This window comes from Klebsiella sp. KPN54798 (assembly GCF_021184225.1).
Lineage (GTDB): Bacteria > Pseudomonadota > Gammaproteobacteria > Enterobacterales > Enterobacteriaceae > Klebsiella > Klebsiella pneumoniae.
In genome coordinates this window covers 3,186,655-3,207,275 of sequence record NZ_CP089234.1, presented here as the reverse complement: position 1 = coordinate 3,207,275, position 20,621 = coordinate 3,186,655, and the positions used below count along the sequence as shown (strand labels likewise).

Here is a 20,621-nt window from a genome sequence, read left to right as displayed (position 1 = left end):
GAAGGTTGCATTGCCAGTCTGCAACCGCCGCTATTGTACTGTTGCCCGCGGCTCTGCCACATCCGGGAAAGCTCTTAAAGAGGTGGTCGCCGCGACTGACGGGCGGGATCACTCTTCAGTGAGCCACATATCCGCCTCTTCAAACATCTCCTGCACCGTGCGGCTGATCAGCTCTTTTTCATGCTTGCTGGCGTCGGTGTTGATCGCCGGCAGCGTCATCATCGGCTTCACCCGCACTTCCGCCTCCGGGAAAATGCGCTGCATGCGTTTGGTCAGCTCGTTAAGAATGGCCTCTCTGGCGCCCGGCAGCCCGGCAAAATTGCGCTTGTCATAAATCAGTTCCACAAACATCTTCTGTCCTCTGTATGCTGATCGCGGGCGATAGTTTTACTGTATTAATGTACAGTGTCAAGCGAATGCCGCGGCGCTGCGCATCTACCACCTCGCGCGGCGGGCGGGCTGCGCGCAAAAGCAGCAAACGGTTCGCTGGCGCTGAAGAAGACCCCTATTGACATCAAGGAGTTATTTCAGTGCTGGCGATTGATAGCTGGAGCCGATATTGACCGGTAAAACTGGCAAAACTACTGTATATATATTCAGTATTGTGTGGTGGGTTGAAAAATGAACGTTTACACGCCGGTTGAGCTACGTCAGATTGTCTCCTTTCCCTTTTTTGCCGACCTGGTGCAGTGCGGCTTTCCCAGCCCGGCTCAGGACTATGTTGAAAAGCGAATCGACCTCAACGAGCTGCTGGTGCAGCATCCCAGCGCGACCTATTTTGTCAAAGCCGCTGGCGACAGCATGATCGATGCCGGCATTGACGAAGGCGATCTGCTGGTGGTGGACAGCGCGCGTAAAGCGGAGCATGGCGATATCGTGATTGCCGCCGTCGGCGGCGAGTTTACGGTAAAGAAGCTGCAGCTTCTGCCGCGGGTGCAGCTTAATCCGATGAACCCGGCCTATTCGCCCATCGTGGTCGGCCGCGAGGAGACGCTCGATATTTTCGGCGTCGTAACCTACATCATCAAGGCGGCGGGCTGATCATGTTCGCGCATTGTGATGTGAACGCCTTCTATGCCAGCTGTCAGACCGCCTTCCGGCCAGACCTGAAGGGGCGGCCGGTGGTGGTGCTGTCGAACAACGACGGCTGCGTGATCGCCCGCTCGGCGGAGGCGAAGCCGTTTGTGAAAATGGGCGAACCCTACTTTAAGCAGAAGGCTGCGTTTCTTCGCCACGGCGTCGTGGCGTTTAGCAGTAATTATGAGCTGTATGCCGACATGTCCAGCCGGGTGATGGCCACCCTGGAAGAGCTCACCCCGCGCTGCGAAATTTACAGTATCGATGAGGCCTTTTGCGATGTCAGCGGTGTGCGTCATTGCAGAGATCTGACCGATTTTGGCCGCGAAATCCGCGCCACGGTGCTGCAGCGTACCCATCTGACGCTGGGCGTTGGCATCGCCCCGACCAAAACCCTGGCGAAGCTGGCCAACCACGCGGCGAAGCAGTGGCCGCGGCAGACGGGCGGGGTAGTGGACTTGTCCTGCCCGCAGCGGCAGCGAAAGCTGATGGCGCTGCTGCCGGTGAGCGAGGTCTGGGGCATCGGGCGGCGGATCGGCAAAAAGCTTGAAGCGATGGGGATCGGCACGGTACTCCAGCTGGCGGAGAGCGATATCCGCTTTATCCGCAAGCACTTCACGGTGGTGCTCGAACGAACGGTACGGGAGCTGCGCGGCGAGCCTTGCCTGGCGCTGGAGGAGTTTGCCCCCGCTAAGCAGGAAATTATCTGCAGCCGCTCGTTCGGGGATCGGATTACGGCCTATGAGGATATGCGCCAGGCGATCTGCAGCTATGCCGCGCGGGCAGCAGAAAAGCTGCGCGGTGAGCATCAGTACTGCCGGTTCGTCTCCGCCTTTGTCAAAACCAGCCCCTTCGCGCTGAATGAACCCTATTACGGCAACAGCGCCTCGCTAAAGCTGCTGACGCCGACCCAGGACTCCCGAGATATTATCGCCGCGGCGACGAGCTGTCTGGATGCCATCTGGAAAGCGGGGCATCGCTATCAGAAGGCCGGCGTGATGCTCGGCGATTTCTACAGCCAGGGCGTCGCCCAGCTGAATCTGTTCGACGAGCTTGCTCCGCGGCACAACAGCGCCAGACTGATGCAGGTTCTCGATCAGCTGAATGCGAAAAACGGCAGGGGGGCGCTCTATTTTGCCGGCCAGGGGATCCAGCAGCAGTGGCAGATGAAGCGAGAGATGCTCTCGCCGCGCTACACCACGCGATACGGCGACCTGCTCCGCGTCAGATAACGCGCGCTATCCCTGCACCGCGGCCGGAAAAACCGCCGCCAGCCAGTCAATAAAGACGCGGAGCCGGGGCGGGACGTGCCGGTGCCGGGCATAGACAACGTGAAAAGGATAGGGGGCCGGGCGCCAGGCGCTGAGGATCTCCACCAGTTCGCCGCTCGCCAGCGCCGGTTTCAGCGAATAGGTAAAGGTCTGCACAATGCCTAAGCCGGCCTCGCCGGCGGCAATATGCGCGTTGCTCTCATTGATGCCGAGATGGGGCTCTGTCTTCAGCTCGGTGCTGACGCCGTGACGCGTAAAGCGAAACGGAAACGCTCTGCCGCTGGCCGGCGACAGATAGCTGATGAGCCGGTGGCCATGATGTAGTTCATCCGGCGAGGCGGGGGTGCCGTAGCGCTGAAGATAGCCAGGGGTGGCGCAGGTGACCAGCGTCGCCTCGCCGATTTTACGGGCGATCAGCGTCGAGTCTTCCATCGGACCGCCGCGGATGGCGCAGTCAATATTGCCGCTGATGAGGTCCGCGGGCTTATCGGCCACCTGCAAATCGATACGGATATCCGGCCAGGAGGTCATAAAGTCCGCCAGCAGCGGGATCAGCACATCGCACGCGGTCGACCCGCCGATGGCGATCCGTAGATGGCCCTTCGGCTTATTGCGGGCGGTATTGAAAGACGCGTCGATCTCTTCCAGGTCTTCCAGCAGACAGCGGGCTTTTTCATAGTACTCCCGTCCTTCCGGCGTCACGGTAATACGCCGCGTGGTGCGCTGCAGGAGGGAAACCCCAAGATGCGCCTCCAGTTGCTGAATGGTTTTGCTGAGGGTGGCGTTGGGCATATTCAGCGAGTCCGCGGCGCGGGTAAAGCTGCCGGCTTCGACAACGCGAGTGAAGGCTTTGAGAGCTGAAAACCGGTCCATTATTCGCTTTATCCTGGTTACTGGAGGTCATTATCCACCGAGGGGAAGAGTGTTTTTCAGATTAGGCCATTTTTCCGCCTCGCCGGGACGATTACAGTGCTTTCCATACCCGGCGGGGCGCTTTCGCGAGCCTGGCCTGTTTATACTCTAACCAAGGAAATGCACCATGAGCAAAAAACTTGCGGATAAAGTGGCGTTAGTCACCGGCGGCAGCGCCGGGATTGGCCTGGCGTCGGCGAAAGCGCTGGCGGAGCAGGGCGCGAAGGTGTACATCACCGGCCGCCGTCAGGAGGAGCTGGATGCGGCGGTAAGATTCATCGGACCCGCCGCCCGCGGGATCCGCGCCGACGCCGCCGTGTTAAGCGACCTTGACGCGGTATTTGCGACCATTGCCGAAGAGGCCGGCCGGCTGGATGTGCTGTTCGCCAATGCCGGCGGCGGGGATATGCTGCCGCTGAGCGCCATCACCGAAGCGCACGTCGACCGAATTTTCGCCACCAACGTGCGCGGGGTGGTGTTCACCGTGCAAAAAGCGCTGCCGCTGCTCACCGACGGCGCCTCGGTGATTTTGACCGGCTCTACGGCGGCGGTAAAAGGGACGGCTAACTTCAGCATCTATAGCGCCAGTAAGGCCGCGGTACGCAGCCTGGCGCGCTCCTGGGCGCTGGAGGTTAGCGACCGCGGGATCCGCATCAATGTGGTCAGCCCGGGGCCGGTACGTACCCCGGGTCTGGGAGGGCTGGTGGCGGAGGCGGACCGCCAGGGCTTGTTCGATGCTCTGGCGGCCGGCGTACCGCTCGGGCGGCTGGGCGAGCCGGAGGAGATTGGCCGGACGGTGATATTTTTAGCGTCGGATGAGTCGAGCTTTATTAACGCCGCGGAGATCTATGTCGACGGCGGGCTGGCGCAAATCTAAGCGCCTGCCGTCGCCGCACTGACCTGACCGGGCAGAGGCGCTTTCAGCAGGGCGATCAGCAGCGTACTGCCCACCATGATCCCCGCCGCCAGCCACACCATTCCCGACAGGCCAGCTGAGGCGATCAGCTGGCCGCCGACAAACGCCCCGGTGCCGATGGCGGCATTAAAAATGGCCACATAAATGGCTGACGCCGGCTGGGCGACAGCGCCCGCGCTGCGCAGCAGCCAGGTCTGTAAGCCGACGAACACAATCGCGATGCCGGCGCCCCACAGGGCTAACAGTAGCCCGCTAAAACAGAACGGCAGTGGCGCAAGACGGGCGGCGCCAAGGAGCGCCAGCGCGCCCCCGCTCAGCAGCAGCGCAGCGAAAATCAGCCCCTTCAGATGACGATCGATAAGCTTACCCGCGATAACGTTACCCAGCAGCCCGGAAACCCCTGACAGCAGCAGGCCGGAGAGAGCGGTCGCCGGGACTCCCTGCAGATTTATCAGCAGTGGTTCAATGTAGGTGAAGGCGGCAAAGTGAGCGGTAATGATGCAGGCCGTGGCGCCATACAGGCCACCGAGCAGCGGATTGCGGAAGATATCGCGATAAACACGCAGCCTGACGGGGGCAGGGGCGGCCAGCGGGGGCAGCGTCGAGCACAGCACCGCAGCGGCGGCTAGTGACAGCAAGGCCATCGACATAAACGCGAGTCGCCAGCCCGCCAGGGTGGCGATAAAGCTCGCCAGCGGCACCCCCACTACGCTTGCCGCTGACACGCCGCCAAAAATCATCGCCGTGGCCAGCCCCAGCCGGTGCGGCGGCACCAGCTGCGCGGCGACAATGCCAATTAAGGCCCAGAAGGCGCCATGCGCCAGGGCGCCAATCATGCGGGCGCTCATCAGGGCGAACATCGAATAAGACCGGGTTGCGGCGAGGCAGGAAAGCGCGAGGATCAGCATCAGCCCGACCAGCAGCGCCTTGCGGGAAATACGCACCGGCATTGCGCCGGAAAGCAGAGCCGCCAGGGCGCCTACCCAGCTATAGGCGGTGACGGCGAGGCCCACGCCGGATTCCGTCTGGTGAAAATCCGCCGCCAGGGCGCTGAGCATGCCCACCGGCGCCAGTTCGCTGGTGACGATCGAAAAGGCGCAGATCCCGAGCGCAACGACGGCAATCCAGACGCGCGCCGGCGCCGGGTGGAGGGGTAAAGCAATCTCTTTCATATCAGGCGTATCCTTAGGAAAGGAGCGTTCCGCGCGGTGCACGGACGTTCAGGTGAGGAGAGAGCAGGCGACCGGATGGCCTGGTTGTCTCCGCGAATGGCGTGCAGTATCATCCCTGCGAAAATGATAAAAAAGAGCGGAAAACGGAGAGCCGTTTTCCATATATGGAAAATAGATGACCGCAGAATTCCACTGGGATGATGCGCGCATATTCCTCGCCATCGCCCGGGCGGGAACGCTGAGCGGCGCCGCCGACAAGATGAACATGGGGATTGCCACGCTCTCCCGCCGGCTGGATCGGCTGGAGCAGGCGTTGAACGTTCCGCTCTTCAGCCGCCATCAGAGCGGCTACCGCCTGACCGACGATGGCGAAGCCCTGCTCGCGCGGGCGGAGGCGCTGGAATACGCTGGCCTGGCGTTCGGCGAAGCGGCGCAACTGCAGGGGCATGTCGCCGGGGTTGTTCGCCTGGCCACCTCGGATAACCTGGCCACGCATTTTATTCTGCCCTCCCTGAAAGGGCTCCTGGACCATTATCCCGAGCTGCGGGTGGAGGTGCTGAGCGGCGTGCAGCCGGTGAACCTGCACCGTCGGGATGCCGATCTGGCGATCCGCATGGTCAAGCCTGAGGCCGGGCATCTGACGTTAAAGCGGCTGGGGACGGTGGGGTTTGGCGTCTATGGCGCCGCCGACTGTCTGGTCGGCGCGGACGGCCTGTCGCTGAGCGAGGCGGACTTTGTGGGGTGGCCGGAAACTCACCAGCACCTGCCGGCCGCCCAATGGATCACGCGCACCCTGCGCGGCCGGCCGTGTAAAGTCGAAGCCAATACGCTCGTGGCCCAGGTTTCCGCAGTATCCGCGGGACTCGGATTGGGCGTCCTGCCGCACTTTATGGCGCGGGCCAGCGGCCTGCAGTGCCTGCAGCCGGAGATCGGCGCGGATCAGACCCTCTGGCTGGTGATGCATTCTGACCTGGCCGGATCCAGACGCGTGCGGGTTCTCGCCGACCATCTCATCGCTCTCTTTGCGGACCATCAAGATCGGCTGGCGATGCCCTGAAGGGGCGCGGCTTGGGCGTGTATCGATAAGACTGCCCGAGGCTGACGAGCCACGATTTTTTCCGCGCCAGCTAACAGTGATACTCGCCGCGCAATATTCGGCCCAATGCTGCCCCGCAGTCGAAAATACTGCAGAGTGAGAGGATATCCCCGTCCGGCAAAATAATTTTGTGTTGTTGCCAGCGCGGCATTGTTGCGCTCCCCCAGAAATGCCTGTCGATGTTAGGGTGAGACGTTTATCACTACAGGAGAACGCAAATGATTGTCAGGACCTGGCACGGCTGTGTGCCATTGCAACATGCTGAGGGGTTTGCCCGCCACCTTGAGCGGACCGGCGTGGAACACGCTCAGAGCATCGCCGGCAACCGGGGGGCGCTGGTGCGCCAGGAAAACCAGGGCGAATGGGCGCATTTCTTTCTTGCCACCTACTGGCAGGATCTCGCGGCGGTCAAAGCCTTCGCTGGCGAAGACTATCACGTCGCGGTCACCTATCCGGACGACGAAGCATTCGAACTCCTCTCCGACCCCTATGTGTTTCAGCATGAAGTCGAGGTCGTGTCGCCGCTGTAGGCTGATGACCGGGCAGGTGGAAGTTTGGCCAGCAGCAGGCGGTTGCTGGCTGCGCGAGAGCGACGTCTACCTTGTATGGGCAGCCAGCCGCCGCTGGGTGAACGTGGCATGATGGGAACACTCAGCGCGTGAGGGCCGCGACAATGGAGGCTTCCATTTTCTCCGGCGTCGTGAACGGCGCAAAACGCGTGAGGGGTGTGCCGTCGCGACCGATGAGGAACTTGGTGAAATTCCACTTGATCCGTCCGCCGAGCACGCCGGGCAACGCTTGTTTCAGATAACGAAACAGCGGGTGTGCGGCGGGGCCGTTGACGTCCACTTTCTCAAACATCGGGAAGCTCACGCCGTAGTTAACGTGACAAGTCTGCTCGATTTCATCCGCACCGCCGGGTTCCTGCTTACCAAACTGGTTGCACGGGAAACCAAGCACTACCAGCCCCTGAGCCGCGTACTTTTTGTAGAGCGCTTCCAGGCCAGCGTATTGCGGTGTGAAGCCACAATGGCTGGCCGTATTCACCACCAGAACCACCTTGCCAGCATAGTCAGCCATGGAGAGGGGCTGGCCGCGCAGGCGGGTAGCCGTCAATTGATAAAAAGGGGTCATAGCAGGCTCCTGAGAGTAGAAACAGTTCAACGCTGACGATCGCGCGAATGTTTGAAGCAGATTAGGCAGTTATGATACACAGGGTTAGGGATTTGTACCTGGAGTGTTAAAAAAACGCCAGATGTCATAGAGAAAATCGCGAACAGGAACGGCTGAAAATGATGAAATATGTCTTATCGCTGGTGGTGGTGGCGATACTCGCAGGATGTACCAGCACGCCAAACTTGCCGCCTCGGGATACCATTGTGGCGATGAAACCCACAGAGTCCGGTATTGTCGCCAGCTCAGCGAAATACAGTTACCGCTTTGTCCGTGACGGTGTGCCTCAGGAATATCAGCGTTATAAGACCTTTTATGAACGCTTTCACCAACAGGCTTCCGGCGTGCGGGTTAACTTTGTCGTGGTACAACATGAGGTGACGGCGGAATATCTGGTGGTGATGGATCAGCGCAAATTGGATGCCGGGCAGCATAGCGAGCTGGTGAATCAGTATCATGCGGTGCAAATTGATAACGATCGCCTCGGGGTGTTGTTTAAAGCGACAGGATTTTGGACTGCATCGGACGCGTCAGATCTGGCCGCCGCCTACCAGTTAGCGCACCCCGTTGTGGTATCAATCAATGATAAGACCAAAACGATTAGCTCGCTTGGCGCCGTTGCCCTGGCCCCGTTGTTTCCGTTTTACATGATGTATGGATGTGCCACCGGGCCTTGTGTCTGAGGAAAACAGCCAGCAAGTCACTCGACTCACTGGCTGAGTATTTAATTAAGCTTCACTTTTAGATGACTGCTTATGAAACAGTTCGCGGAATACCGGGTAGATATCCTCCTGGTCGCGAATATGCTGCATGGCGAAATTATCAAAGGTCGCCTGCAGGTGTTCATACTCGCGCCACAGGGTCTGATGCGCCCGGCGGGTAATTTCGATATAGCTGTAATAACGCACCACCGGCAGAATTTTCTTCGCCAGCAGTTCGTGGCACAGCGGGGAGTCATCGGCCCAGTTGTCGCCATCCGACGCCTGGGCGGCGTAGATGTTCCACTGCGCCGGATCATAGCGGGCCTGCACTACTTCATCCATCAGCTTCAGGGCGCTGGAGACAATGGTGCCGCCGGTTTCCTGAGAATAGAAGAATTCGTGCTCATCCACCTCTTTTGCCTGGGTATGGTGGCGGATATAGACCACGTCGACGTTTTTATAAGTCCGGCTGAGGAACAGATACAGCAGGATATAAAAGCGCTTGGCCATGTCTTTGGTGGCCTGGTCCATCGAGCCTGAGACGTCCATCAGACAGAACATCACCGCCTGGCTGGAAGGCTCCGGCCGTTTTTCGTAATTTTTGTAGCGTAAATCAAAGGTGTCGATAAACGGCACCCGCTCTATTTTAGCCCGCAGTTCGGCAATCTCTTTGCGCAGGCGCTCCTCCTCCAGTAGCTGCACCGGTTCGCTGCGGCTGATGGCTTCCAGATCCTCCTCCAGGGCGCGCAGTTCACGACGCTTGCCGGCGGTCATCGCCGTACGGCGGGCCAGCGAGTTCTGCAGTGAACGTACCACGCTGATGTTGGCTGGCACCCCATTGGAGGTAAAACCCGCGCGATGGGTTTTAAACTCATTCAGCTGCCGGTGCTGGTTTTTCTTCAGGTTCGGCAGGGCCAGATCTTCAAATAACAGATCCAGGTATTCATCTTTCGAGATCTGGAAGACAAACTCATCCTTTCCTTCACCATCGGCGCTGGCTTGCCCCTGACCGCTACCGCCGCCGCCGCCACCGCCCTGCGGGCGCTCAATGCGGTCGTTTTGCACAAAATGGTCGTTGCCCGGGTGGACGCGGTTGCGCAGGCCGCCGCGACCCTGATGAAACATCGGCTCGTTGATATCGTCCGTCGGGATCGAGACGGATTCTCCGCTCTCAATATCGGTCACCGAGCGCTTGTTGATGGCCTCGGAGATCGACTGTTTAATCTGCGCCTTATAACGGCGCAAAAAGCGCTGGCGGTTGACGGCGCTTTTGTTTTTCCCGTTCAGGCGTCGGTCTATGAACCAGGTCATATGCCCTCCTGTACTGCATTAGCCAACTTTACTTATCATCATTCAGCTGCAGTTGACCCGGCGGCGTGCCGCCGGGTTGGACGCATCAGGACGATTTACGAACCCGCAGGTACCACTCGCACAGCAGGCGAACCTGTTTGCGGGTGTAGCCTTTCTCCATCATGCGGTCGACAAAGTCGTCATGTTTTTTCTGCTCATCGGTTGAGGTTTTGGCATTAAACGAAATGACCGGCAACAGCTCTTCGGTATTGGAGAACATTTTCTTCTCAATAACCGTGCGCAGTTTCTCATAGCTGGTCCAGTTCGGATTACGTCCGCTGTTGTTGGCTCTGGCACGCAGCACAAAGTTGACGATTTCGTTACGGAAGTCTTTCGGGTTGCTAATCCCGGCTGGCTTCTCAATTTTCTCCAGCTCGGCATTCAACGATTCACGGTCAAACAGCTGCCCGGTGTCCGGATCGCGGTATTCCTGATCCTGGATCCAGAAGTCAGCGTAGGTGACATAGCGATCGAAAATGTTCTGTCCATACTCGGAGTAGGATTCCAGATAAGCGGTCTGGATCTCTTTGCCGATAAACTCGGCGTATTTCGGGATCAGATAGCCTTTGAGGAATTCCAGATAGCGCTCGGCCTGCTCCTGTGGGAACTGTTCGCGCTCAATCTGCTGCTCCAGCACATAGAACAGATGCACCGGGTTAGCGGCCACCTCGACGTGGTCGAAGTTAAATACCCGAGACAGGATCTTAAAGGCAAAGCGGGTGGAGAGCCCGTTCATCCCTTCATCAACCCCGGCGTAATCGCGATACTCCTGATAGGACTTCGCTTTCGGGTCGGTATCTTTCAGACTTTCGCCGTCATAGACCCGCATCTTCGAGTAGATGCTCGAGTTTTCCGGCTCTTTCAGGCGCGACAGAATCGAAAAGCGCGCCAGGGTTTCCAGGGTGCCCGGGGCGCAGGGCGCATGGGTCAGCTCACTGTTGTTGAGCAGTTTTTCATAAATGCGGATCTCTTCGGAGATACGCAGGCAATAAGGCACCTTGACGATATAGACTCGGTCGAGGAAGGCCTCATTGTTCTTGTTATTACGGAAGGTCACCCATTCCGATTCGTTGGAGTGAGCAAGGATGATCCCGTTAAACGGCAGGGCGGAGATCCCTTCGGTGCCGTTATAGTTACCTTCCTGGGTGGCGGTCAGCAGCGGATGCAGCACCTTAATCGGCGCTTTAAACATCTCGACGAACTCCATAATCCCCTGGTTGGCGCGGCATAGCGCACCGGAGTAGCCGTAGGCGTCCGGGTCGTTCTGCGCATAGTGTTCCAGCTTACGGATATCCACCTTACCGACCAGCGCTGAAATATCCTGGTTGTTTTCATCACCCGGTTCGGTTTTGGCGATGGCAACCTGCTCGAGAATCGATGGCCAGACTTTAACCACGCGGAATTTAGTGATATCGCCGCCAAACTCGTGCAGGCGCTTGGCCGCCCACGGCGACATAATGGTGCCGAGATAGCGGGTCGGGATGCCATACTCTTTCTGGAGGATCTGCGCATCTTCCTGCGGATTGAACAGGCACAGCGGGTGATCGTTGACTGGACTGCGTTCGCCGTTGGCGCTCAGCACATAGATGGGCACGCGCTGCATCAGCGCTTTCAGCCGTTCAGCCAGCGACGATTTACCACCGCCCACCGGCCCCAGCAGATAGAGGATCTGTTTCTTCTCTTCCAGCCCCTGGGCGGCATGCTTGAGGTAGGAAACGATCTGCTCAATGGCGTCTTCCATACCGTAAAACTCTTCAAATGCCGGATAGCGTGCGATAACCCGGTTTGAAAAGAGACGGGATAGCCGCGGCTCGAGAGCCGTATCAACCATGACGGGTTCACCAATGGCCATCAACAGACGTTCTGCCGCATTGGCATAGGCACTGCGATCTTGCCGGCAGATGGTAAGAAACTCCTGCAGTGTGAACTCTTCGTCCTTGGCAGCTTCGTAGCGCTGGCGATAGTGATCGAATATATTCATGGCATGCCGTCCTTTCGTTTTTTAGCACAGGTTGAGAGCCGTTCATATGAATAGTGGGGGCCCCCGGAAGACATAAGCTGAACATCGCTCTCCTGGTATCCAGCAACCCTTATGCCAGGTTGCGGGTGGGGTAGCGTGAATGTGCCCGGCAATTACACCTTCTAAATTTAAGCGTAGATGCATTTAGAAATCTTGCATGGCGCAGAAAATCAATTTCAATGACATATCAATAACTCATCCTGAACATGACGCTTTTTGATTCGTTGGGACGTAAAGTTGTCATCGGGCTGTCACCGGATGGTAAGAGAAGGGTGGCAAAGTGAACGATTTGTGTCATATCGGGTAAAGAATTTGAGGCATGAGACCTACGACGGTACACTGCACGGGCTGATTATTTGACAACGGGAATATGGATTGTGACTAAAATCAAACTTCTGGCACTCGGCGTGCTGATAGCGACGTCCGCCAGCGCGGCGCATGCCGACGGGAAGTTCACTCTTGGGGCTGGCGTAGGGGTCGTTGAGCATCCGTATAAGCAATATGATGCGGATGTCTATCCGGTGCCGGTCATTAGTTATGAGAGCGAAAACTTCTGGTTCCACGGTCTGGGCGGGGGTTACTACCTGTGGAATGACACCAACGATAAACTGTCGATTACGGCCTACTGGTCGCCAATGTACTTCAAGCCGGGCGACAGCGACAGCGAGCAGATGCGTCGACTGGATAAACGTAAATCGACCGTGATGGCCGGTCTTTCTTATGTCCACAACACGCCCTATGGCTTCCTGCGCACGACGATTGCCGGCGATACGCTGGATAACAGCAACGGTATTAACTGGGATCTCGCCTGGCTGTACCGTTACACCAACGGTAACCTGACGCTGACGCCGGGTATTGGCGTGGAGTGGAACAGCGACAATCAGAACGAATACTACTATGGTGTCTCCCGGCACGAGTCGCGCCGCAGCGGCATGCGCAGTTATGACCCGGACAGTAGCTGGAACCCGTATCTGGAACTGTCGGCTAACTATCGCTTCCTTGGTGACTGGAGCGTTTACGGCGTGGCGCGCTACACGCGTCTGTCGGATGAAATTACCGACAGTCCGATGGTGGATAAATCCTGGAGCGGTCTGATCTCCACCGGGATCACCTACACCTTCTGATTGTGCATTCTTACAGTGCGCTTCATGCATCAAAACAGGGCCTTGCGCCCTGTTTTGCTTTATGGTGGTGCATACGGTTAAGGAGGAGAAGATGGTGAAAAAAACAGTACGCTTCGGCGAGCAGGCGGCAGTGCCGGCCATCGGGCTGGGCACCTGGTATATGGGCGAACATGCGGCGCAGCGTCAGCAGGAAGTGGCTGCACTGCGGGCGGGCATCGACCATGGACTGACGGTGATCGATACGGCGGAAATGTACGCCGACGGCGGGGCGGAGGAAGTGGTGGGCCAGGCGATCCGCGGTCTGCGCGACCGGGTAGTGCTGGTCTCCAAAGTCTATCCCTGGCATGCCGGCAAAGCGGCGATGCACCGCGCCTGTGAAAACAGCCTGCGCCGGCTGCAGACCGACTATCTCGATATGTATCTCCTGCACTGGCGCGGGGATATCCCGCTGCAGGAGACGGTTGAGGCGATGGAGAAGCTGGTGGCCGAGGGCAAGATCCGCCGCTGGGGCGTCTCTAATCTGGACACCGAGGATATGCAGGCGCTGTGGCGGACGGCGGATGGCGAGCACTGTGCAACCAACCAGGTGCTCTACCATCTCGCATCGCGGGGCATTGAATACGATCTCCTGCCCTGGTGCCAGCAGCACAGTCTGCCGGTGATGGCCTACTGCCCGCTGGCGCAGGCGGGGCGCTTACGCGATGGACTTTTTCAGCATAGCGATATCATTAATATGGCTAACGCGCGGGGGATTACGGTAGCGCAACTGCTGCTCGCCTGGGTGATTCGTCATCCGGGAGTGCTGGCGATCCCGAAAGCGGCCAGTATTGAGCATGTGGTGCAGAATGCCGCAGCGCTCGATATCGCCCTCAGTGGGGAAGAGCTCGCGCAACTGGACCGCCTCTATCCGCCGCCGCAGCGAAAAACCCGGCTGGATATGGTTTAACCCATCGTTCACGGCAAAGAAAAACAAAAGCCCCGTTACCAACGGGGCTTTTGCTATTAGCGTTTTTTCACGCTGATGGTTTGCGCCAGGCGAGAGGGCGTCTCTTCGCTGGCTTTCTGCGGCTGGGTTACGCAGCAGGTTTCGACGCAAACGAAGGTTTTGTAGCCATCGTCCGGCATATCGCCCATGCTGACGGACAGCGCCGGGCCCGGGTTCCAGGCCACCACATTGTGCTGATGATGATGCACCACGTCGATAGTGCGGTTTAGCGCGTCGTCATGGATCACGCTGCAGCTGTCGGCGTTGAGATAGACGCGATCGGTGCGGTCCGGGAAGGTCTGCACGCCGTTGCTCAGAACGCCTTCTTCGGCATTGTTCACTTTATCGATATAGCGCTCGCCAAGACCGCTCACCTTCACCGCCGCGATATCGCCGACGTTGAAATAGCTGTGCAGGGCAGAGGTGGTCTCGAATTCACCGTGGGCTTCCAGCTCGATTTCACAGGTCTTGCCCAGCTTAAAGCGGGCATAGAGGGTGAACTCGTGCGGCCAGAGCTTCATGGTTTCAGCGCTGTGCTGGAGCGCAAAGGTCAACATTACGCCGCTGTCGTCTTCGTCATGACCTTCCAGGGTCCATGGCAGATTGCGGGCAAAGCCGTGCGACGGCAGACCTTGCTGCGCAGAAGGACCAAACCAGGGCCAGCAAATCGGCACGCCGCCGCGCAGGGCGACGCCCTGTTTAAACGGGGTGTTGTTGCTCAGCCACAGAACTTCTTCTTCACCGGCGGGTTTCCAGGAGAGCAGGTGCGCCCCCTGCAGCGCCACAGAGGCTTTCACCTGCGGATGGTCGATGACAATCAGCTCCAGGTCGTCCAGCTGGCGACGGGAGATCACGGGAGAAATGGTTTCATTCACCGGGAGAGCAAAAATTTTATTTATCATTGTGCAATCCTATCTCTGCAGACAAAAAAAAGAGCGACCGAAGTCGCTCTTACAGATTACTTTTTCATCTCAACTTATTTGGAGATGTGGGCAATCAGATCCAGAACTTTGTTGGAGTAGCCGGTTTCGTTGTCGTACCAGGAAACCAGTTTCACGAAGTTGTCGTTCAGTGCGATACCCGCTTTAGCATCGAACACGGAAGTGCAAACTTCGCCGTTGAAGTCGGTAGAAACAACGTCGTCTTCGGTGTAACCCAGAACGCCTTTCATAGCGCCTTCAGAAGCGGCTTTGATGGCTTTCTTGATTTCTTCGTAGGACGCTGCTTTTTCCAGACGAACGGTCAGGTCAACAACAGATACGTTCGGAGTTGGAACGCGGAACGCCATACCGGTCAGTTTGCCGTTCAGTTCTGGCAGTACTTTACCTACTGCTTTAGCAGCGCCGGTAGAGGACGGGATGATGTTCTGAGCTGCGCCGCGGCCGCCGCGCCAGTCTTTGTGAGACGGGCCATCAACGGTTTTCTGAGTAGCGGTGGTAGCGTGGACGGTGGTCATCAGGCCTTCAACGATACCGAAGTTGTCGTTGATAACTTTAGCCAGCGGCGCCAGGCAGTTGGTGGTGCAGGAAGCGTTGGAAACGATGTCCTGGCCAGCGTAAGCGTCGAAGTTAGCGCCGCGAACGAACATCGGAGTGTTGTCTTTGGACGGGCCAGTCAGAACGACTTTTTTCGCGCCAGCGGTGATGTGTTTACGAGCGGTTTCGTCGGTCAGGAAGATACCGGTTGCTTCAGCAACAACGTCAACACCAACTTCGTCCCACTTCAGGTTAGCCGGGTCACGTTCAGCGGTAACACGGATTTTTTTACCGTTAACGACCAGATGACCGTCTTTCACTTCAACGGTACCGTCGAAACGACCGTGAGTGGAGTCATACTTCAGCATGTAAGCCATGTACTCTGCGTCTAACAGGTCGTTGATTGCAACGATCTCGATGTCAGAACGTTTCTGAGCAGCACGGAAAACAATGCGACCGATACGGCCAAAACCGTTGATACCTACTTTGATAGTCATATATTCCACCAGCTATTTGTTAGTGAATAAAAGGTTGCCTGTAAAATTACAAAAACCTTACGCAGCGTCAAGCGGAATCGTGTCAATCATTGCGACAAATCAATCCTGAGCAGACCTTTGCGCGATTGATTTGCCTCACTTTCCCTTTGAGCCCAATTCCATGTGGGGGCTGCGCGCGGAATTTTAAAGGGCATTTAAGATAAAAACGTGATTTAAGTCACAATTATCTGGCTGCCTGTGGGCACCGGATAAGTTTAGAACAAAAGTGTACGCTTCATTGTTAATGTTTTGTTAGAATTGGAGCGAAAGTAGTCCATTGCAAAGCGAGATGTAAGCCCATGGCGAATAAACCCACCCCGGAAGAGCTGAAAAATGGCTTGAGCGAAATGCAGTTTTACGTGACGCAGCATCATGGCACCGAACCGCCTTTCACCGGACGGCTGTTGCACAACAAGAAAAATGGCGTGTACCACTGCCTGGTGTGCGATGCGCCGCTGTTTAACTCCCAGACTAAATACGACTCCGGCTGCGGCTGGCCGAGCTTCTACGAGCCGGTAAGCGCGGAGGCCATTCGCTATCTGACCGACAATTCGCACGGCATGCAGCGCATTGAGATCCGTTGCGGAAACTGTGATGCCCATCTCGGCCACGTGTTTCCGGATGGTCCGCAGCCGACCGGCGAGCGCTATTGTGTCAACTCGGCATCGCTGAGCTTCACCGATGAGCAAAATGGCGAGCAAATCAAGGGTTGAAGAAACGATTCAGCAAATTATTCCAGGCGGAGGTGAGCGGAAGATGGATATTGAGCAAATTATCGACAGTATGACGCCGGAAGTGTATCAGCGTCTGGCGACGGCGGTAGAGCTGGGAAAATGGCCGGATGGCGTCGCGCTGACGCCGGAGCAGAAGGAAAATAGCCTGCAGCTGGTGATGCTCTGGCAGGCCCGGTATAACACCGACGCCCAGCACATGACCATCGACACCAGCGGGCAGATGGTAATGAAGAGCAAACAGCAGCTGAAAGAGGATTTTGGCATCGTGCCGAAGCCGATCGCCACCGTTAAACTGCAATAAACCGCCGGCCGGCGGTGAGACGTTCCGGCGTCGGGTAACCGCGCGCCGGATGGCGTCATGTCGAATGACCGCGTCCGGCGGTCAGCCGCTTCGCTTACTTTTTGTTCATCATCGCTTTCAGATCGGCAAACGGGTTGTAGGTGGCCTCGCCGACGCTCTTTTGCGCATCTTCTCCTGCCACCACCGTGGAGCCATACTGATCGGCTTCGGTGTACTTGGAATGTTCGTGATCGTGACAGTACAGGCACAACATCTCCCAGTTGCTGCCATCTTCCGGGTTATTGGAGTGGTCGTGATCGATGTGGTGCACCGTCAGCTCGCGCAGATTGGAGTAGACAAACTCCCGTGAGCAGCGTCCGCACACCCAGGGAAAAAGCTTGAGCGCCTTTTCGCGGTAACCCACTTCCAGACGTGCGTAATTTTTGGGGATATAGGCCATGGCCCCCTGCCTCCTGTCAAACGGTTAAGCTGCGCCAACCCCTGGCGCAGCGGATAACAGGCATCATAACCTATCCCGGGCGGCGCGATATACCTGCATTGCAGGCGATGCTGCCTGCGTCACGCCTCCCGGTGCCGACGATGCGGCGGAACAGCCATGATTAGTGTTTGATCCCCAGCGATTCCGCCAGCTGACGGGCCAGCTGATTCTGGTCATCGGCGCCATATTCCCAGAACATGGCCCCGGCGAGGCCCTTCGCCTTGATATAGTCCGCCTTAATGGCTACCGAGCGCGGGTTCTCATAGGAGAGGGCGAACAGCGGCTTGCCCTCTGCGGACTGCACCGACAGCCACGGAACCTTCGCCTCATCGTCCCAGTGCTCGGTAAAACGCTTTTGCGGATCGTTGAGCAGTTTGCCCACGATATCATTGTATTTCACATAGGTGTCTTTGCTCAGGTCATAGCCCAGCGAGGCAAACAGCGCGATCTGTTGTGGCCCAAAATAGGGCTGGGTGACCGGATTGTTTTGCGCATCCGCTTTCGTCCAGTCAATCCCCGGCTCGACCGCCCGTTTCGGTACCCGGCCATAAAAACCAATCCCGAGGTTCATCTGGCTGGGTTTAAGCCCGGCGGCCAGGTAATTGTTGACCACAAAATCGGCGCTGTATTTATCCGCTGCGGCGACCGTCGGCCAGTGGCTGGAGTCATACAGATTCGAGTTGAAGTACTGCGTGCCGTAGGCCATGTCGTAGGTCATCAGGTTGATGTAGTTCAGCACCGGGGCCACCGCTTTGACGTCCACCCAGCTTTTCGGGCTCTCAGCATTGGCGCCCACGGCGATAGTCACCAGCTTTTGCTCACCGACTGCCTCACGCAGCGATTTCAGCAGGGCAGTGAAGTTGTCGCGGTCAGCCGGCTGGCTGGCCACCAGTCCCCAGGCGCCGTTGACCGGAAACTCCCAGTCGAGGTCAATGCCGTCCAGACCATATTGCTGGATGATTTTCTGCGCGGAACGAATAAAGACGGCGCGACTTTCTGCGGTCGCCGCCGCGCCGGAGAAACCACGCGCGCCCCAGCCGCCGACCGACAGCAGGACTTTGAGGTCCGGATTCTGTTTACGCAGGGCGGGGAGCTTTTGCAGATCCGCCTGCACCTTCGGCGACAGCCAGATCTCGTGCAGATGAGCAGGATCCTTCAGGGCCGCATTGGTCTCGTCTTTTTCATCGTTATAGATAAGGCCAAACGAGTAGTTGAGATGGGTGATCTGCCGGACGTCCAGCTTATCGATATCACCGCCCGGCCCGGCGGTGACGTCGCCGCCGCCGTTAAAATAGCCGACGGACATCAGCGGTTGGGCAGAGAGCGCGGAAGCGCAAAGCAAGGGCAAAGCTGCCAGCAAGGGCAAACGTTTCATAGTGGTTCCTCTTTGACATAAAAATAACCACGCCACGGAAATGGCGTGGCGAAAAAACAGCCTTGCCAGACTAGCAGCAATAACCTGTTGAAACTGCGAGAGAGTTCAATTTATGGACAATAGCGAGGCGGCAGAAGAAGACCCGGCGCGAGGGCGCCGGGGGGAAGGGATCAGGCCTGAGTTTCCCGCCAGTCGTCGAGGGTATAGAGCGTGGCGCCCGCGGCGGCCATCTCCATAAACGCCTGGCTGCTGTCCTGCGGCTGCAGATTTACGCCGCGACAGCCGTCGGTGATGACGTTGACCGCGTAGCCCAGCGCCAGGGCATCCAGCACGGTGAACTTAACGCAGTAATCGGTGGCGAGGCCGAGAACGGTCAGCTCCACGATCCCCTGACCACGCAGCCAGCCGTCCAGTTCGGTTTTCTGCCGGTGACCGTTGTCAAAGAAAGCGCTATAGCTGTCGATGATCCGGTTTTGCCCTTTGTGGAACACAGCGGCGATCGCCTGCTGCTTGAGCAGCGGATGCAGCGCCGCGCCTTCGCTGTGCTGCACGCAGTGATCCGGCCAGAAAGTTTGCGCCAGGCCGTCCAGCTCGCCCTCGGTGTAGGGTTCCACCTGGTGCTGGCTGGCGAAACTGCCGTGATCCGCCGGATGCCAGTCCTGGCTGGCGACGATGGGCTCGCCGCGCGCCAGGCTCCAGTCGATAAGCGCATTGGCTACGTCGACGGTACTGTCGCCTTCAGGAACGGCCAGCGCGCCGCCGGCGCAAAAGTCGTTCTGCAAATCAACCAGTAACAGCGCTCGATGTGCCATACGTCCTCCTTAAGCCTCGTCGGGGGTGAGTTCGCCACGCAGATTTTGCTGCATCGCCGCGCGAATGGCGTCAACGTCCAGCTGCTGGCTAAGCAGATAGTGTAGCTTGGTCAGCGTCGCTTCCACCGTCATATCGAAACCACTGATGACCCCCGCCTGGGCGAGGGCGTTGCCGGTGGCATAGCCGCCCATGTTCACCTTTCCGGACATGCACTGCGTCAGATTGACCACCACAATACCGCGCTGGCTGGCTTCCGCCAGCACCTGAATAAATTCGCCATTCTGTGGGGCATTGCCGACGCCATAGGAGCGGAGGATCAGCGCTTTCACCGGTTGGCGCAGAAAATTACGCACCACGTCGGCGGAGATGCCGGGGTAAATCGTCACCACGCCAATCGGCTGCGGAGTGATGGGGTGCACGATAAGCTCTCCGCTACCCTGCGGCGCCGGCGGAGTACCGAGACGGCGAATATGGATCCCGGCCTCCAGCAGCGGGGCAAGGTTTGGCGAGGCGAAAGCGTCGAAGCCGTCGGCATGGGCTTTGGTGGTGCGGTTGCCGCGGAACAGTCGATTGTTGAAGAACAGCGCCACTTCGTTAATCGGATAGTTGGCGGCGACGTACAGGGCGTTGAGCAGGTTAATCTGACCATCGGAACGCAGCTCGGCCAGCGGGATTTGTGACCCTGTCACAATGACCGGCTTACCAAGGTTTTCCAGCATGAACGACAGCGCCGAGGCGGTAAACGCCATGGTGTCGGTTCCGTGGAGGATCACAAAGCCATCATACTCCTCATAATGGCTGCGGATATCGTCGGCGATATGCTGCCAGTCCTCGGGGGTCATATCGGATGAATCCATCAGCGGATGGTATTCATGGATCGTGAAGTCCGGCATCTCCGGACGATGGAACTCCGGCATCAGCGCCAGCTGACGCTGCAGATGGCCGGAAACGGGTACATAGCCGTGTTCAGAGCGCTGCATACCGATGGTCCCACCGGTGTAGGCAACGTAAATCGATTTTTTTTGCATAGCATCGCTTAGGTTGGTCGTAGACAGGCGCAGTATAAAGAGACGCAGGAAAAAATACAGCGTCGGTCGCGGGCTTTGTGGCAG

General features: G+C 57.9%; 23 protein-coding genes. 10 read left to right on the top strand and 13 right to left on the bottom strand.

The window, feature by feature from the left end; all coding sequences use genetic code 11:
* Nucleotides 1-108 precede the first annotated feature (108 nt).
* Complete coding sequence (locus LPQ25_RS15515; protein ID WP_002901096.1) at nt 109-351, bottom strand: DinI family protein; 243 nt, start codon at nt 349-351, stop codon at nt 109-111.
* Nucleotides 352-621: 270 nt separating this feature from the next.
* Between LPQ25_RS15515 and LPQ25_RS15510 the strand changes: the two genes are divergently transcribed.
* A complete protein-coding gene (locus LPQ25_RS15510; protein ID WP_002901192.1) occupies nt 622-1,041 on the top strand; it encodes a translesion error-prone DNA polymerase V autoproteolytic subunit in 420 nt (139 codons plus the stop codon).
* A 2-nt stretch (nt 1,042-1,043) separates the two neighbouring features.
* Entirely contained in the window at nt 1,044-2,309 is a 1,266-nt protein-coding gene (locus tag LPQ25_RS15505; protein ID WP_004183665.1) for a Y-family DNA polymerase, read from the top strand.
* A 6-nt stretch (nt 2,310-2,315) separates the two neighbouring features.
* Here the strand turns inward: LPQ25_RS15505 and LPQ25_RS15500 are convergent, their stop codons facing one another.
* Nucleotides 2,316-3,221 (bottom strand): LysR family transcriptional regulator, encoded by a 906-nt coding sequence (locus tag LPQ25_RS15500; RefSeq protein ID WP_004140447.1) that lies wholly within the window; start codon nt 3,219-3,221, stop codon nt 2,316-2,318.
* A gap of 166 nt (nt 3,222-3,387) precedes the next feature.
* On the opposite strand from LPQ25_RS15500, the gene LPQ25_RS15495 reads away from it, so the two are divergent.
* Nucleotides 3,388-4,137, top strand: coding sequence for an SDR family oxidoreductase (locus LPQ25_RS15495; protein WP_014907795.1), 750 nt, complete (start codon nt 3,388-3,390; stop codon nt 4,135-4,137).
* Here LPQ25_RS15495 and LPQ25_RS15490 read toward each other — a convergent pair.
* Nucleotides 4,134-5,348 (bottom strand): MFS transporter, encoded by a 1,215-nt coding sequence (locus LPQ25_RS15490; protein ID WP_014907794.1) that lies wholly within the window; start codon nt 5,346-5,348, stop codon nt 4,134-4,136. The two genes, LPQ25_RS15495 and LPQ25_RS15490, sit on opposite strands and share 4 nt — an antisense overlap.
* Nucleotides 5,349-5,523: 175 nt before the next feature.
* On the opposite strand from LPQ25_RS15490, the gene LPQ25_RS15485 reads away from it, so the two are divergent.
* Nucleotides 5,524-6,405, top strand: a complete 882-nt coding sequence (locus tag LPQ25_RS15485) for a LysR family transcriptional regulator (RefSeq protein ID WP_014907793.1) — start codon at nt 5,524-5,526, stop codon at nt 6,403-6,405.
* Between the two features lie 70 nt (nt 6,406-6,475).
* Here LPQ25_RS15485 and LPQ25_RS15480 read toward each other — a convergent pair whose 3' ends face one another.
* Nucleotides 6,476-6,595 carry a hypothetical protein gene (locus tag LPQ25_RS15480; RefSeq protein ID WP_014907792.1) on the bottom strand — a complete coding sequence of 40 codons (120 nt, stop codon included), beginning with the start codon at nt 6,593-6,595 and terminating at the stop codon, nt 6,476-6,478.
* Between the two features lie 67 nt (nt 6,596-6,662).
* Between LPQ25_RS15480 and LPQ25_RS15475 the strand changes: the two genes are divergently transcribed.
* Complete coding sequence (locus LPQ25_RS15475) at nt 6,663-6,974, top strand: hypothetical protein (RefSeq protein ID WP_004179388.1); 312 nt, start codon at nt 6,663-6,665, stop codon at nt 6,972-6,974.
* 121 nt (nt 6,975-7,095) lie between these two features.
* Here LPQ25_RS15475 and LPQ25_RS15470 read toward each other — a convergent pair whose 3' ends face one another.
* Nucleotides 7,096-7,578 (bottom strand): glutathione peroxidase, encoded by a 483-nt coding sequence (locus tag LPQ25_RS15470; protein WP_002901230.1) that lies wholly within the window; start codon nt 7,576-7,578, stop codon nt 7,096-7,098.
* A 158-nt stretch (nt 7,579-7,736) separates the two neighbouring features.
* Between LPQ25_RS15470 and LPQ25_RS15465 the strand changes: the two genes are divergently transcribed.
* A complete protein-coding gene (locus LPQ25_RS15465) occupies nt 7,737-8,300 on the top strand; it encodes a hypothetical protein (RefSeq protein ID WP_004190861.1) in 564 nt (187 codons plus the stop codon).
* A gap of 45 nt (nt 8,301-8,345) precedes the next feature.
* On the opposite strand, the gene LPQ25_RS15460 is transcribed toward LPQ25_RS15465, so the two are convergent.
* Both LPQ25_RS15460 and yeaG read right to left on the bottom strand, forming a co-directional pair.
* Entirely contained in the window at nt 8,346-9,629 is a 1,284-nt protein-coding gene (locus LPQ25_RS15460; protein ID WP_004152363.1) for a YeaH/YhbH family protein, read from the bottom strand.
* An 85-nt stretch (nt 9,630-9,714) separates the two neighbouring features.
* A complete protein-coding gene (gene yeaG / locus LPQ25_RS15455; protein WP_002901234.1) occupies nt 9,715-11,649 on the bottom strand; it encodes a protein kinase YeaG in 1,935 nt (644 codons plus the stop codon).
* Between the two features lie 416 nt (nt 11,650-12,065).
* Between yeaG and LPQ25_RS15450 the strand changes: the two genes are divergently transcribed.
* Both LPQ25_RS15450 and LPQ25_RS15445 read left to right on the top strand, forming a co-directional pair.
* Complete coding sequence (locus tag LPQ25_RS15450; protein WP_002901236.1) at nt 12,066-12,812, top strand: MipA/OmpV family protein; 747 nt, start codon at nt 12,066-12,068, stop codon at nt 12,810-12,812.
* A gap of 91 nt (nt 12,813-12,903) precedes the next feature.
* A complete protein-coding gene (locus LPQ25_RS15445; protein ID WP_004213141.1) occupies nt 12,904-13,758 on the top strand; it encodes an aldo/keto reductase in 855 nt (284 codons plus the stop codon).
* Nucleotides 13,759-13,814: 56 nt separating this feature from the next.
* Here LPQ25_RS15445 and LPQ25_RS15440 read toward each other — a convergent pair whose 3' ends face one another.
* Together LPQ25_RS15440 and gapA are read right to left on the bottom strand one after the other, a co-directional pair.
* Nucleotides 13,815-14,699 (bottom strand): D-hexose-6-phosphate mutarotase, encoded by an 885-nt coding sequence (locus LPQ25_RS15440; RefSeq protein WP_002901240.1) that lies wholly within the window; start codon nt 14,697-14,699, stop codon nt 13,815-13,817.
* A gap of 74 nt (nt 14,700-14,773) precedes the next feature.
* Entirely contained in the window at nt 14,774-15,769 is a 996-nt protein-coding gene (gene gapA / locus LPQ25_RS15435) for a glyceraldehyde-3-phosphate dehydrogenase (protein WP_002901243.1), read from the bottom strand.
* A gap of 338 nt (nt 15,770-16,107) precedes the next feature.
* Between gapA and msrB the strand changes: the two genes are divergently transcribed.
* Both msrB and LPQ25_RS15425 read left to right on the top strand, forming a co-directional pair.
* The gene (gene msrB / locus LPQ25_RS15430) at nt 16,108-16,521 is read left to right on the top strand and encodes a peptide-methionine (R)-S-oxide reductase MsrB (protein WP_002901246.1); all 414 of its coding nucleotides are present in this window, start codon (nt 16,108-16,110) and stop codon (nt 16,519-16,521) included.
* 43 nt (nt 16,522-16,564) lie between these two features.
* A complete protein-coding gene (locus tag LPQ25_RS15425) occupies nt 16,565-16,843 on the top strand; it encodes a YeaC family protein (RefSeq protein WP_002901249.1) in 279 nt (92 codons plus the stop codon).
* Between the two features lie 94 nt (nt 16,844-16,937).
* Here LPQ25_RS15425 and yajD read toward each other — a convergent pair whose 3' ends face one another.
* The 4 genes from yajD to ansA all read right to left on the bottom strand — a co-directional run bounded on the left by yajD (nt 16,938) and on the right by ansA (nt 20,537).
* Nucleotides 16,938-17,282, bottom strand: a complete 345-nt coding sequence (gene yajD, locus LPQ25_RS15420; RefSeq protein WP_002901254.1) for an HNH nuclease YajD — start codon at nt 17,280-17,282, stop codon at nt 16,938-16,940.
* Nucleotides 17,283-17,442: 160 nt separating this feature from the next.
* Nucleotides 17,443-18,696, bottom strand: coding sequence for a chitinase ChiD (locus LPQ25_RS15415; RefSeq protein ID WP_002901255.1), 1,254 nt, complete (start codon nt 18,694-18,696; stop codon nt 17,443-17,445).
* 170 nt (nt 18,697-18,866) lie between these two features.
* Nucleotides 18,867-19,508: a bifunctional nicotinamidase/pyrazinamidase gene (pncA, locus tag LPQ25_RS15410; RefSeq protein ID WP_004892853.1), complete on the bottom strand. Its 642-nt coding sequence runs from the start codon at nt 19,506-19,508 to the stop codon at nt 18,867-18,869.
* A gap of 9 nt (nt 19,509-19,517) precedes the next feature.
* The gene (gene ansA / locus LPQ25_RS15405) at nt 19,518-20,537 is read right to left on the bottom strand and encodes an asparaginase (protein ID WP_004176535.1); all 1,020 of its coding nucleotides are present in this window, start codon (nt 20,535-20,537) and stop codon (nt 19,518-19,520) included.
* Nucleotides 20,538-20,621 lie beyond the last annotated feature (84 nt).

Bases quoted from the DNA above. Each gene is read 5' to 3' on its own strand.
- LPQ25_RS15515 (WP_002901096.1), bottom strand. From the start codon at position 351: ATGTTTGTGGAACTGATTTATGACAAGCGCAATTTTGCCGGGCTGCCG.
- LPQ25_RS15510 (WP_002901192.1), top strand. From the start codon at position 622: ATGAACGTTTACACGCCGGTTGAGCTACGTCAGATTGTCTCCTTTCCC.
- LPQ25_RS15505 (WP_004183665.1), top strand. From the start codon at position 1,044: ATGTTCGCGCATTGTGATGTGAACGCCTTCTATGCCAGCTGTCAGACC.
- LPQ25_RS15500 (WP_004140447.1), bottom strand. From the start codon at position 3,221: ATGGACCGGTTTTCAGCTCTCAAAGCCTTCACTCGCGTTGTCGAAGCC.
- LPQ25_RS15495 (WP_014907795.1), top strand. From the start codon at position 3,388: ATGAGCAAAAAACTTGCGGATAAAGTGGCGTTAGTCACCGGCGGCAGC.
- LPQ25_RS15490 (WP_014907794.1), bottom strand. From the start codon at position 5,348: ATGAAAGAGATTGCTTTACCCCTCCACCCGGCGCCGGCGCGCGTCTGG.
- LPQ25_RS15485 (WP_014907793.1), top strand. From the start codon at position 5,524: ATGACCGCAGAATTCCACTGGGATGATGCGCGCATATTCCTCGCCATC.
- LPQ25_RS15480 (WP_014907792.1), bottom strand. From the start codon at position 6,595: ATGCCGCGCTGGCAACAACACAAAATTATTTTGCCGGACGGGGATATC.
- LPQ25_RS15475 (WP_004179388.1), top strand. From the start codon at position 6,663: ATGATTGTCAGGACCTGGCACGGCTGTGTGCCATTGCAACATGCTGAG.
- LPQ25_RS15470 (WP_002901230.1), bottom strand. From the start codon at position 7,578: ATGACCCCTTTTTATCAATTGACGGCTACCCGCCTGCGCGGCCAGCCC.
- LPQ25_RS15465 (WP_004190861.1), top strand. From the start codon at position 7,737: ATGATGAAATATGTCTTATCGCTGGTGGTGGTGGCGATACTCGCAGGA.
- LPQ25_RS15460 (WP_004152363.1), bottom strand. From the start codon at position 9,629: ATGACCTGGTTCATAGACCGACGCCTGAACGGGAAAAACAAAAGCGCC.
- yeaG (WP_002901234.1), bottom strand. From the start codon at position 11,649: ATGAATATATTCGATCACTATCGCCAGCGCTACGAAGCTGCCAAGGAC.
- LPQ25_RS15445 (WP_004213141.1), top strand. From the start codon at position 12,904: ATGGTGAAAAAAACAGTACGCTTCGGCGAGCAGGCGGCAGTGCCGGCC.
- LPQ25_RS15440 (WP_002901240.1), bottom strand. From the start codon at position 14,699: ATGATAAATAAAATTTTTGCTCTCCCGGTGAATGAAACCATTTCTCCC.
- gapA (WP_002901243.1), bottom strand. From the start codon at position 15,769: ATGACTATCAAAGTAGGTATCAACGGTTTTGGCCGTATCGGTCGCATT.
- msrB (WP_002901246.1), top strand. From the start codon at position 16,108: ATGGCGAATAAACCCACCCCGGAAGAGCTGAAAAATGGCTTGAGCGAA.
- LPQ25_RS15425 (WP_002901249.1), top strand. From the start codon at position 16,565: ATGGATATTGAGCAAATTATCGACAGTATGACGCCGGAAGTGTATCAG.
- yajD (WP_002901254.1), bottom strand. From the start codon at position 17,282: ATGGCCTATATCCCCAAAAATTACGCACGTCTGGAAGTGGGTTACCGC.
- LPQ25_RS15415 (WP_002901255.1), bottom strand. From the start codon at position 18,696: ATGAAACGTTTGCCCTTGCTGGCAGCTTTGCCCTTGCTTTGCGCTTCC.
- pncA (WP_004892853.1), bottom strand. From the start codon at position 19,508: ATGGCACATCGAGCGCTGTTACTGGTTGATTTGCAGAACGACTTTTGC.
- ansA (WP_004176535.1), bottom strand. From the start codon at position 20,537: ATGCAAAAAAAATCGATTTACGTTGCCTACACCGGTGGGACCATCGGT.